We start from the raw sequence: 11,031 nt of genomic DNA on the forward strand, positions 1-11,031 counted from the left end.
AGGCGAGGTGCCGAGTGGTGGGGCAAGAGCGTTTTGCTTACTTTTGCGCTTTTCAAAAGTGAGCCGCTGTAAAAGCGGAACCCATAGCAGCCATTACCGCAGAAACGGATATGTACTCGATCTGATCCAACATCCTGGTCGGCCCAGAGGCCGCCATCGGGGGCAAGCCCCCTCCCACATTTGGACCGAGGTGTATCAGATGGGTTGTGTAGGTACCTATGCTCATCGGGGGCAGCCCCCTCCCACTTTTGAATGGGTTCACAAATCAAAATGTGGGAGGGGGCTTGCCCCCGATGGCGGTCTTCAGATCACCACTGCGCTCGGTGCGACCCCAATTCCCCCGCCGGCAAATCCCATTGCAGCGGCGTACCGCTGATCGTCAGCGGCGCCAGCAGTCGATGCGCCGGGCCCCAGGCGGTCTGTTCCACCACCAGACCTTGATCACCCGCATCTTCGGCCCGCAACGCCGGTTGCTCCGGCACTTGCCCCGCATCCACCAATAACTTCGCCGTACGGGCCAGCGACAATCGCGCCGACCCCCCGCGCCCGGACTTCAAGCGTTCGCTCAACGCCCGGATCGCACTGGCCGCCATCAGATACCCGGTCGCGTGGTCCAGCGCCTGCACCGGCAGCGGCGACGGCTTATCCACCTGTTTCCAGACCATCCCGGCCTCGGCAATCCCGCTGCTCATCTGCACCAGGCTGTCAAAGCCGCGCCGATTGCGCCACGGGCCGCTCCAGCCGTAGGCATTGAGACTGACATCGATCAGGCCCGGCGCGATGCGTTGCAGCGCGTCACTCGCGTAGCCCAGTTGCTCCAGCGCATCGGCGCGGTAACCGTGGAACAGAATGTCGGCGTTTCTGAGCAACGCTTCGAAGACCTGCCGACCCTCGGCGCTCTTCAGGTCAAGACGCGCGCAGCGCTTGCCCAGGGTCATTTCCGGCACCACGCCGGGTTCGTCCCAGGTAGGCGAGTCGATGCGCAATACGTCCGCGCCCAGGCCCGCGAGAAAACGACTGGCGACCGGGCCGGCCAGGACGCGGGTCAAATCCAGCACCTTGATACCGGCCAGCGGTCGGGCCGTGGTGCCGAGCCAGGGTTGGTTGCCGGCGGTGGCGAAGGCCTGCCGCTGTATCAGTGGCTCGGCATTCACCGCCAAGCCCTGGGGGTGGCCCTGCCAGGCTTGCCAGGTGCGCATTTGCGCCGCGCAACCGCCCTCGTCGACCACCGCCTGTTCCAGTTCGGCGGCGTTCCACTTGGCGACGTTATGCGCCATTTGCGCGCGTTCGGTGACCTTGCCCAGCACCCGTTCGGCCGCGGCGCGGTGATGGGGCGCGTTGGTGTGCAAGCGAATCCAGCCGTCGGCGCTGGCGTAGTCACCGGCTATCGGGTCCCACAGCGGCGGCACTTGCCAGCCCAGTGGGCGAATCGATGAGGAAAACCACAACGAGGCGAGGCGGCGGTCTACGCTGATGCTCGGCAAGCGTGCGGTCTGTTGACGGATAAGCTCGGCAACGGCCTGGCCGGCGGCGCCGATGCTGGCGGCGGCCAGGTCAGTCACGGCAAAGGCCGAGGGCAGGGCGCCGGGCTCGCTCAGGGTCAGTGGGGTAGGCGGCAGATCGAGTGCGGCTTGGATGGGTGTCAGCAGGTCGGTCATCGAAGGCCCTCCATAAGAGAAGGGCCACTATAGAAGATCGTCAGGCCGGTGTGGCAACCCCGGGCACCAATGGCAGTTCGAGACTGGCGACAAAGCCGCCGCCCTGATGATTGGCCAGGATCAGTTGGCCGCCATGGCGTTCGGCGGCGCGACGTGCGATCGCCAGGCCCAGGCCGTGACCCTGCGCGGTCTGGCCGGGTGCGCGGTAGAACGGCTCGCCCAGTTGGTTCAGGTGCTCGGTGTCAACCCCGGGGCCGTGATCGCGCACGCTGATCAGGATCCGTTCGCCGTGCCGCTGCGCGTGCAACTCGATGGCTTGGCCGGCCGGGTTGAAGCGCTGGGCATTGCGCAGCAGGTTGTCCACGGCGCGCTCGATCATGGTCGGCCAGCCCTTGAGGCGCAGGTCGGGTTCAGCCGTCAGTTGCACCTCTTGCTCCGGCGCGCTGAGCTGGGCGTCTTTTTGCAGGGTCTTGAGCAGTGGGTTGAGGTCGATCTCTTCGGCGCTGGCGTTGTCGGCATCCACCCGGGCCAGGACCAGAATCTCACTGATCAAGGCTTCCAGGCGGTCGCATTCGCGGGTCAGGCGCGGCCAGAGTTTTTCCCGATCTTCGGGGCTGGCGCGTTCGGCCAAGGCCAGGGCGATACGCAAGCGGGCCAGGGGCGAGCGCAGTTCGTGGGAGACGTCGCGCAACAGTTGGCGCTGGCTGCCGATCAGGCTTTGCAGGCGGGCGCCCATGCGGTTGAAGTCGGTGGCCAGGACGCCGAATTCGTCGCGGCGGTTGGCCAGTTGCGCCAGGCTGTTCTGTTGATACGTGGCCTGGCCCAGGTCATGCACCGCGCCGCGCAGTCGGCTGAGCGGGCGAGTGATCGACAGCGTCACCAACAGGCTGAACAGCGTCAGTACCACCAGGGCAATGGCCAGGGCGCTGAACGGCCATAACAGGCTGCTGCGGTGCCAGGCGTCCAGCTCCGGATGGGGAATGCGATAGATCAGCAGGTAGGTGTCGCCGGTTTTTTCGCTGGTGTATTCGGCGGTCAGGCGGCGCCAGGGCAGGTGGCTGTCCTGGCTGTCATTCTGCCGGGCTTCAAGGGCGGCGGCGCGGCGCGGGAAGGTGCCGCGTACCACCGGCTCGCCGCCCTCGTTGAGCACTTGCACGTCAATGTGGTACTGGCGCTTGCGTTGCTGCAGCAACTCCTGGGCAGCCTCTTCGCCCTGGGCATCGTAGAGTTGCGTCCACTCTTGGGCCAGATTGTTGAGGCCGGGATGGCGGCTGAGAATCCAGGCGTCCTGGTTCAGCATATGCCCAAGCAGGATCGACAACCCCGCAACCAGGGCGATGGCCAACCAGAAACTCGCCAGGATGCGCCAGAACAATGACCGCACGGGAAACCCTCAAACAGGAAAAGCCCAGCGGCGGGGGCCACTGGGCTGGGAGCGTTAACGCTGGGGCATTATTGCGCTTTTTGCGGCTGTTGCGCTTTCCAGGCCTGGAATTCCTTCCATTCGGCACGACGCTGCTCTTGTTGCTTGACGATCTCGTCGAACTTCTTCTGCTGGTCGGGCTTGAGGATGGCGCGGATATCGGCCTGGGTTTTCTGCTTGCCGGCGGCGATCTCGTCCTGCATGGCTTTCTGGTCGGCGGCCGGCAGTTTGTCCAGGTACTTGCGGGTCAGGTCTTTGCGAGCGTGCCATTGGTCACCCATCAGCTTGCGGATCTGCTCGTGTTGTTCCGGGCTCAAATCCAGCTGGCGGAACGGGCCGCCTTTACCACGCGGGCCGTGTTCACCGTGACCCGGGCCACCCATCATGTGGCCTTCCGGACCGCCCATCGGGCCTGGGCCTGGACCTGGGCCTTCCGGCATGGCGGCCATGGCGACGGTAGGCAGTGCAGCGGCGAACATCAAAGCGATAAGGGTCTTGCGCATGGTGATTCTCCTGTCTCTATTCCGGTGAGTCCGGATGTGAGTAGATTACCCAGGGCAAGGTCAGCCGCCGTCAGCGGAGCGTAAAGGTTTGGTAAGGCCCGATCGTTCCCACGCTCAAGGTGCGTAGTAGTAACCACGGCTACGCAGCGCCACGATCCGCGGTCGGCCGTCCGGGTGCGGGCCGATCTTCTTGCGCAGGTTGCTCACGTGCATGTCCAGGCTGCGATCGTACAGGGTCAACTTGCGGCCCAGGGCGATCTGCGCGAGTTCCTGTTTATCCAGCGGCTCGCCGGGTTGGCGCAGCAAGGCCTCGAGCAGGCGGCTTTCGGAGACCGTCAGGGTAAATTCCTGTTCGTCGATGCTGACCACCCCGCGCACCGGGCTGAAGCACAGGTCGCCCAGCTCCAGTTGGGTCGACACCGCAGCCGGATGACTGCGGCGCAGTACGGCGCGCAAGCGCGCAGTGAGTTCGCGCGGGTCGCATGGCTTGGCCAGGTAATCGTCGGCGCCCAGTTCCAGGCCGAGGATGCGGTCCAGGGGTTCGCCCCGGGCCGACAGCATCAGCACCGGCAACTCCGGGTGGTCGTTGCGCAGTTGCTTGAGCAACTCCAGGCCACTGCCGTCGGGCAGCATCACGTCGAGCACCACCGCCGCCGGAGCGGCTTCGGCCAGGGCCTTGCGGGCGCTGGAGCCGTCATGGCAGGCGCGCACCTGGAAACCTTCCTGGCTCAGCCAACTGACCAGCAGCTCGCAGAGCTCCTGGTCATCATCTATCAGTAACAGCTCGCTCATGACTCACTCAATTTAGCCATTGTCGACGACGACGGTGCCCACCGCTGGCGAAGATGCCACATAGCAGGGCGATCAGTGCGACGCCCGCACCGGTGACAAACCATTGCTGCTGCTCGGTCAGCCATCGGGTCAATGCGCCGTCCTGTGTCTCTTTGAGTTGCTGGGCCAGGCGTTGGTTCTCCTGGCGCAGACGACTCAGTTGCGCGCTTTCGCGGGTGGCTTGCGCGCTTTGCAGTTGCTTGCTCAGCTCTTCGCGCAGCCCTTCGCTTTCTTTCAAGCGTTGCTGCAATTCGGTGACCTGGCTGTGGGTACTCAAGGACAGCGGCGTGGCGCTGCCGCTATTGGAGGTCTCTTCAGCCTGGGCCGTGGCCCCGAGGGTTAACACTGCCAACAGACACAACTGACGTAAGCGCATCGGAACTCCTGATTCCACACGAATATTCAGAACGCTATCGGCAGGTTACCGGGAATAATGAGCCATCAGGCGGGCGCCCAAGCGATTTGGTTGGGCGCCACCGGGCTCAGGGCAGGACTTGCTTGAACGGCTTGATCACGACATCAGCGTAGACGCCCGCCGCGACATAAGGATCAGCCTTGGCCCACGCCTGGGCATCGGCCAGGGACGCGAACTCGGCAACGATCAGGCTGCCGGTGAAACCCGCGTCGCCCGGGTCGTTGCTGTCGACGGCCGGGTGCGGGCCGGCCAGTACGATGCGGCCTTCGGTTTGCAACTGCTTGAGGCGTTCGACATGGGCGGGGCGCACGCTCAGGCGTTTTTCCAGCGAGTTGGCAACATCGGTGGCAATGATGGCGTAGAGCATGTCAGTCCTCGGTTTTCGGCGTGGTGGCGGCAGTGTCATGCAGATGGCGCGACAGGTAGATACCCTGGCCGACCAGGAACAGCAGGGTCATGGCCAGGCTGCCGAACACCTTGAAGTCGACCCAGTAGTCTTGAAAGGTAAACGCCACGAACAGGTTGGCGGCACCGCAGAAGAGGAAGAACACGATCCAGGCCACGTTCAAGCGTACCCAGATCGGCTCCGGCAAGGTCAGCGCGTGGCCCATGATGCGCTTGATCAGCAGGCGATCACCAATGAAGTGGCTGCCGATGAAGACCAGGGCGAACAGCCAGTTGACCACCGGGGCTTTCCACTTGAGGAAGGTTTCGCTGTGGAAGGCCAGGGTCAGGCCGCCGAACACCAGGCAGGCGACGAGGGTCAGCCACTGGCTTTTTTCCAGCTTGCGCTGGGAGATGAAGATGGCGCCGTAAACCACGATGGAGCTGATGATCAGCACGGCGGTGGCGCTGTAGATGCCGCCGAACGAGAGTTCGTGACCGGCGATGTCGATGACCCTGGGGTCGAGTTTGGTAACGATGAAAAACAGCAACAGCGGGATGAAGTCGATGAATTGTTTCACAGTAAGAGCCAGAAGCTGGATGTGGCGGCATAATAACAAACATCCTTGGTTGCGATAGCGCCAGCTGACTTGAGGTTACACACTCCCGTGAATGTTGATTTGCACTGCCACAGCACGGCCTCCGACGGCGCCCTGGCGCCTGCGGTACTGGTTGCGCGTGCGTTTGAAAAAGGCGTGCGAGTCCTGTCGCTGACCGACCACGACACCCTTGAAGGCCTCGACGAGGCCCGCACGGCCGCTCATGCACTGGGCATGCAACTGGTCAACGGCGTGGAATTGTCCTGCACCTGGGGCGGCGCCACCATTCATGTGCTCGGCTACGGTTTCGAGCAGAACGCCCCGGCCCTGGTGGCCGCTATCGCCCAATTGCACGATGGACGCTGGCTGCGGTCCGAAGAAATAAGCCGCAAGCTCAGCCTCAAAGGCATGCCTGGCGCGCTTGACGGCGCCCGCGCCATCCAGCAGGAGCTGGGCGACAGCGGTAACGCGCCGGCCCGTCCGCACTTTGCCGACTGGATGGTGCGTGAGGGGTTCGTCAAGGATCGCGCCGAGGCCTTCCGTAAATGGTTGGGCGCGGGCAAGCTGGGCGATGTGAAGCAACACTGGCCGACCCTGGAAGACACCGTCGGCACCCTGCGGGCCGCCGGGGCCTGGGTCAGCCTGGCGCATCCCTGGCATTACGATTTCACCCGCAGCAAGCGCCGCAAGCTGATCGGCGACTATATTGGAGCGGGCGGCCACGCGATCGAAGTGGTCAACGGGCATCAAGCTGCCGAGCAGGTTGGCAGCCTGGCGATCCTGGCGCGCGAATTTGGTCTGCTGGTCAGTGCCGGCAGTGATTTTCATGGCCCAGGCGGCTGGTCCGAGATCGGCGAGTATCGCCAGGTCCCGGAAGATCTGCCGCTGTTGTGGGGGCGATTCAAGCATGACCCCATTATTGCCACCGTCTGAACAGGTAGAACACGTGAGTCAATTCTTCCAGATTCATCCGGAAAACCCCCAGGCGCGCCTGATCAAGCAGGCCGTCGAGATCATTCGCGCCGGCGGCGTGGTGATCTATCCAACTGATTCGTCCTACGCCATCGGTTGCCAGATCGGCGACAAGGGCGCGGTCGAGCGGGTCAGACGCCTGCGTGAGCTGGACAAGAATCATAACTTCGCGCTGATCTGCAGCGACTTGTCGCAGTTGGGGCTGTTCGCCAAGGTCGACACGGGCACCTTCCGCCTGCTCAAGGCGCACACGCCGGGGCCCTACACCTTTATTCTCAACGCCACCCGCGAAGTGCCGCGCCTGCTGCTGCACCCGAAGAAGCGCACCATTGGCCTGCGCGTGCCGGAACACCCGATCGCCCTGGCGCTGTTGGCCGAGTTGGGCGAGCCGCTGATGAGCGTGTCGTTGATCATGCCGGGTGATACCGAGCCGCTGGAAGACCCGTATGAAATGCGCCAGTTGCTGGAGAAGCAGGTGGATCTGATCATCGACGGCGGCTTCGGGGGCGGCAAGGCGTCCACCGTGATCAACCTGGCCGACGGCGAGCCTGAAGTGATCCGTGTGGGCTGCGGCGACCCTACGCCGTTTATGGTCGAGGCCTGAATGTCGGTCGTGGAAACCGTCGATCCCCAGGCGGGCGCCCAGCAGGAACTGCCATTTGCCATGGTCTATGGCCAGGCGGTCATGGAAATGCCGCTGGATTTGTACATCCCGCCCGACGCCCTGGAGGTCTTTCTCGAGGCCTTCGAAGGCCCGCTGGACTTGCTGCTGTACCTGATTCGCAAACAGAACATCAACATCCTCGATATTCCCGTGGCGGAAATCACCCGCCAGTACATGGGCTATGTCGAACTGATGCAGTCGGTGCGCCTGGAACTGGCCGCCGAATACCTGGTGATGGCCGCCATGCTCGCCGAGATCAAGTCGCGCATGCTGCTGCCGCGCTCGGAGACGGTCGAAGCCGAAGAAGATGACCCGCGCGCCGAACTGATCCGTCGCTTGCAGGAATACGAGCGCTTCAAGGCAGCCGCCGAAGGTATAGACGGTTTGAGTCGGGTAGGCCGCGATGTGGTGGTGCCCAAGCTGGACGCGCCCGAGGCGCGCGCGCGCAAGCTGTTGCCTGACGTCAGCCTGGAAGAACTGCTGATGTCCATGGCCGAGGTGCTGCGCCGTGGCGACATGTTCGAAAGCCACCAGGTCAGCCGCGAAGCCCTGTCCACCCGCGAGCGTATGAGCGACGTGCTGGAGCGCCTCAAGGGCGGCGGGTTTGTGCCGTTTGTCGAGCTGTTCACCGCAGAAGAAGGGCGCCTGGGCGTGGTGGTGACTTTCATGGCGATCCTGGAGCTGGTCAAGGAGTCCTTGGTCGAGCTGGTCCAGAATGAGCCGTTTGCGGCTATCCATGTGCGGGCGCGAGCCGAATAACGAGCTGAATCGATGAATCTGACTGAACCCCGCGAACTGGCGCCCTTGCTGGAAGCTTTCCTCCTGGCCTCGGGCAAGCCGCAATCCCTGGAGCGCCTGTTCGAACTTTTTGAAGAGGCCGAACGCCCCGAACCGCCTGTGTTCAAGAAGGCGCTGGAGATCCTGCGCAAGTCCTGCGACGGTCGTGCCTTTGAGTTGCGTGAAGTGGCGTCGGGGTATCGCCTGCAGATCCGCGAGAAATTTTCCCCGTGGGTGGGACGCCTGTGGGAAGAACGCCCGCAGCGTTATTCACGGGCGATGCTGGAGACCATGGCGTTGATCGCCTATCGCCAGCCGATCACCCGGGGCGAGATCGAAGATGTGCGGGGCGTGGCGGTCAACAGCCATATCGTCAAGACGCTGCTGGAACGCGAGTGGATCCGCATCGTCGGCTACCGTGACGTGCCCGGCAAACCGGCGATGTTCGCCACCACCAAAGTGTTCCTCGACCACTTCAACCTGAAGAACCTCGACGACCTGCCGCCGTTGGCCGAGCTGCGCGAGATGGAAGCCGAGCCGGTGCTGGACTTCGACGACGCGCCGGTGCCGCAGAGCCTGCAGGAGCTGGCCGATGCCAGTGCCGAGCCGGAGGAGCCCAAGGACGAAACCAGTTTCCATACCTTGCTGCTGGAACTGGACGACATGGAGCAGGGGATCAAGACCGACTTTGATGATTTGCTGCGTGATGGCGCCGCTGAGCCGCAAACCGAGGTGAACGTTGAGCCCGAGCCCGACGTCGAAGAAGACATCCTCGGTGTCGCCGATGCCCGCGAAAAACTGCTGGCCGCGGTGGCGGCCCTTGAGCAGCCGCCGCTGAGCGACGAGGAAGACGAGGCCCGGGCGCTGGCCGAGGCGATCGAAAACGAACGCCGCCAACTCGAAGACTGACAAGATCCAATGTGGGAGGGGGCTTGCCCCCGATTGCAGTGTGTCAGTCAGCATAACCATCACTGATACACCGTAATCGGGGGCAAGCCCCCTCCCACATTTTGATCGCCGTTGTCCGAGAGCAACTATGACTTCGACCAAAGACCCCTGCATCAGCATCTGCAAGTTCAGCGACGACATCTGCGTCGGCTGTGGCCGCAGCAAGCGTGAAATCCGCGCCTGGAAGAAACTCGACAAAGTCGACAAGCGCACCGTGCTGGCCGAAGCCGAACTGCGCTTGCTGGCGTTGGGCGCCACCGGTCGGCGGAAAAGCAAATGACTTGGGTGTTATCGACTACTCTCTGATGCGCAACACGCGCCATGCGCGTATGATTCGCGACCCTTTGCCGTCCTATTCGGCCAAAGCCCCGCTTTCAACACTCTTCAGGCCACGCCTGAATCGACCCACCGGGAGGTGCTTAAGATGAACGACAAAGACCAGAACGACAGCCAGGAAATCGGCCCAGCAGGCGAAAAACTGCAAAAGGTGCTGGCGCGTATCGGCGTGGGCTCGCGCCGCGACGTCGAAGCCTGGATCACCCAGAAGCGCATCAAGGTCAACGGCGTCGAGGCCACCCTCGGCCAGCGCGTCGACCTGCATGACGCGATCACCATCGATGGCAAGGTCATCAAGCGCGAAGAAGCCGCCGAATCGGTACGCCGCGTCATCATGTACAACAAGCCCGACGGCGAGATCTGCACCCGTGACGACCCGGAAGGCCGTCCAACCGTGTTCGACAAGATGCCCAAGCCCAAGGAAGGCCGCTGGATCAACATCGGTCGCCTGGACATCAACACCACCGGTTTGCTGATGTTCACCACCGACGGTGAATTGGCCAACCGCCTGATGCACCCCTCCTACGAGATGGACCGCGAATACGCCGTGCGTGTACGTGGCGAAGTCGATGACGAGATGATCGAGCGCTTGAAAGCCGGTGTGGTCCTTGAAGACGGCCCGGCCAAGTTCACCGACATCAAGCAGGCGCCGGGTGGCGAAGGGTTCAACCACTGGTACCACTGCGTGGTGATGGAAGGCCGCAACCGTGAAGTCCGTCGCCTGTGGGAATCCCAGGGCCTGGTGGTCAGCCGCCTGAAGCGCGTGCGTTTCGGCCCGGTGTTCCTCAACTCCGACCTGCCGATGGGTCGCTGGCGCGAAATGAGCCAGTACGAAGTCGACATCCTCAGCGCCGAAGTCGGCCTGACGCCGGTCGCGATGCCGCAGATGAATGCCAAGAGCAAAGACAAGCTTGAGCGTATGCAGCGTAAATCGTCGCGGCCTGTGCCGCGTACCGAGCGCGTTGCCCGCACCTTGCGCCCGGCGTTGAATGCACCGGCAACCGGCGGGCGTATTTCCCGCGAGCCGCAGATTGAAGGTGAGCGCCGTCCAACTGCGCCATCGCGCCAGGAAGGCGAGCGTGCTCCACGCGCCCCGCGTCCAGCCCCGTCCGGTGGTCGCAGCAACCGTGGTGAAGCCGACCGTCCGGCCGACAACGCCAGCACCAAGCGTCCGGCCAAGCCAGCGGCGAACAAGCGCCCTGGCCCGAAGCTGGTGGCTGACGAGCCGTCGGGCAAGCGCCGTGGCGCTCCGGCCGGTTCCGGTCAGCGTCCGGGTTTTGGTCGCAAGAAGCCGCAGTGATGCCGTAGCCGCTGAATAAAAAACGTCAACCTCAGGGTTGGCGTTTTTTTTGCGCTCTGAATTTGAAATGCTATCAACTGTGGGAGGGGCGGTGCGACGATTCGACTTGCCCCCGATGGCGGCCTCTGGGCTGGCCGGGATGTTGGATTGGGTTGAGTACATATCCGTTTCTGCGGTAACGGCTGCTATGGGTTCCGCTTTTACAGCGGCTCACTTTTGAA

General features: G+C 63.3%; 13 protein-coding genes. 6 read left to right on the top strand and 7 right to left on the bottom strand.

Features of this window, described 5'->3' with window-relative positions:
• Positions 1-308: 308 nt before the first annotated feature.
• The 7 genes from BFP89_RS22505 to BFP89_RS22535 form a co-directional block, all read right to left on the bottom strand.
• A complete protein-coding gene (locus BFP89_RS22505; protein ID WP_065887628.1) occupies positions 309-1,658 on the bottom strand; it encodes a CoA transferase in 1,350 nt (449 codons plus the stop codon).
• Between the two features lie 40 nt (positions 1,659-1,698).
• Positions 1,699-3,042: a sensor histidine kinase gene (locus tag BFP89_RS22510; RefSeq protein ID WP_065887629.1), complete on the bottom strand. Its 1,344-nt coding sequence runs from the start codon at positions 3,040-3,042 to the stop codon at positions 1,699-1,701.
• A gap of 68 nt (positions 3,043-3,110) precedes the next feature.
• Complete coding sequence (locus BFP89_RS22515) at positions 3,111-3,584, bottom strand: LTXXQ domain protein (protein WP_065887630.1); 474 nt, start codon at positions 3,582-3,584, stop codon at positions 3,111-3,113.
• Between the two features lie 114 nt (positions 3,585-3,698).
• On the bottom strand, positions 3,699-4,376 hold the full coding sequence (locus BFP89_RS22520; RefSeq protein WP_065887631.1) for a response regulator transcription factor: 678 nt from the start codon (positions 4,374-4,376) through the stop codon (positions 3,699-3,701).
• Between the two features lie 7 nt (positions 4,377-4,383).
• Complete coding sequence (locus BFP89_RS22525) at positions 4,384-4,791, bottom strand: translation initiation factor 2 (protein ID WP_065887632.1); 408 nt, start codon at positions 4,789-4,791, stop codon at positions 4,384-4,386.
• Positions 4,792-4,897: 106 nt separating this feature from the next.
• Positions 4,898-5,197: a YciI family protein gene (locus BFP89_RS22530; RefSeq protein WP_065887633.1), complete on the bottom strand. Its 300-nt coding sequence runs from the start codon at positions 5,195-5,197 to the stop codon at positions 4,898-4,900.
• A gap of 1 nt (position 5,198) precedes the next feature.
• Positions 5,199-5,795 (bottom strand): septation protein A, encoded by a 597-nt coding sequence (locus BFP89_RS22535; RefSeq protein WP_065887634.1) that lies wholly within the window; start codon positions 5,793-5,795, stop codon positions 5,199-5,201.
• Between the two features lie 87 nt (positions 5,796-5,882).
• On the opposite strand from BFP89_RS22535, the gene BFP89_RS22540 reads away from it, so the two are divergent.
• From BFP89_RS22540 to rluB, 6 genes are all read left to right on the top strand, one after another.
• A complete protein-coding gene (locus BFP89_RS22540; RefSeq protein ID WP_065887635.1) occupies positions 5,883-6,746 on the top strand; it encodes a PHP domain-containing protein in 864 nt (287 codons plus the stop codon).
• Positions 6,747-6,759: 13 nt separating this feature from the next.
• Positions 6,760-7,389, top strand: a complete 630-nt coding sequence (locus tag BFP89_RS22545) for an L-threonylcarbamoyladenylate synthase (RefSeq protein ID WP_065887636.1) — start codon at positions 6,760-6,762, stop codon at positions 7,387-7,389.
• A gap of 120 nt (positions 7,390-7,509) precedes the next feature.
• Positions 7,510-8,208, top strand: coding sequence for a segregation and condensation protein A (locus BFP89_RS22550; RefSeq protein ID WP_164365898.1), 699 nt, complete (start codon positions 7,510-7,512; stop codon positions 8,206-8,208).
• 12 nt (positions 8,209-8,220) lie between these two features.
• A complete protein-coding gene (gene scpB / locus BFP89_RS22555) occupies positions 8,221-9,135 on the top strand; it encodes an SMC-Scp complex subunit ScpB (protein ID WP_065887638.1) in 915 nt (304 codons plus the stop codon).
• Positions 9,136-9,262: 127 nt separating this feature from the next.
• Positions 9,263-9,454, top strand: a complete 192-nt coding sequence (locus BFP89_RS22560; RefSeq protein WP_065887639.1) for a DUF1289 domain-containing protein — start codon at positions 9,263-9,265, stop codon at positions 9,452-9,454.
• A 144-nt stretch (positions 9,455-9,598) separates the two neighbouring features.
• A complete protein-coding gene (gene rluB, locus BFP89_RS22565) occupies positions 9,599-10,810 on the top strand; it encodes a 23S rRNA pseudouridine(2605) synthase RluB (RefSeq protein WP_065887640.1) in 1,212 nt (403 codons plus the stop codon).
• Positions 10,811-11,031 lie beyond the last annotated feature (221 nt).

The sequence above is a fragment of the Pseudomonas sp. 31 R 17 genome, from assembly GCF_900004915.1.
In the GTDB taxonomy this organism is placed as follows: Bacteria; Pseudomonadota; Gammaproteobacteria; order Pseudomonadales; family Pseudomonadaceae; genus Aquipseudomonas; species Aquipseudomonas orientalis_A.